This window comes from Lactobacillus sp. B4015 (assembly GCF_026536055.1).
GTDB lineage: Bacteria > Bacillota > Bacilli > Lactobacillales > Lactobacillaceae > Lactobacillus > Lactobacillus panisapium.
In genome coordinates this window covers 1-590 of sequence record NZ_JAFNOY010000022.1, presented here as the reverse complement: position 1 = coordinate 590, position 590 = coordinate 1, and the positions used below count along the sequence as shown (strand labels likewise).

Annotated in this window: 1 pseudogene; it reads left to right on the top strand. The window is 44.2% G+C overall.

The annotated features are described in order from the left end of the window. A pseudogene (locus tag J3U71_RS11595) lies at window positions 1–590 on the top strand (replication initiation protein); the annotation flags it as partial.

Here is a 590-nt window from a genome sequence, read left to right as displayed (position 1 = left end):
GTCAAAGCATCATTTGATTATCCCAAGCGCTTAGAGCAGATCCGCGCCAAAATCAAGCTTAGCCCGAAATACGAAAATGAACAGATAAGGCGCTACGCTGAACAAGCTATCAGCCGAGATCAGCTGACCCAAGAGCTAGGTGTATATGGCATAGCCAGACATCAGCAGCTAATTGATAAGATAGACGCTGAATTATTGGCTCAAAAACACCAAGAGTGGCTGCAAAAGTTCAGCGGTCACAAAATGACCACTCTATGGCTATATGGCAAAGCAGGCGTTGGAAAAACCCGCTTAGCTGAGCATATCCTCAAAGGTAAAGATTACATTACCTTGGGCAGTTCACGTGATCATTTTCAAGAATATCGTGGTCAGCGGTTCGTTATCATTAACGATCTGCGCCCCAATGACTTCGAATACAGCGATCTGTTGCGCTTGCTTGACCCTTATCAGCACGATAAGGCCGCACCAAGCAGATATCACGACAAGCGGCTCAACCTTGAAAAATTAATCATCACGACGCCATATGATCCAATCAGTTTCTATCGCAATATAAATTCGATAAATGATATGGCGGTGGATTCGATTAATCA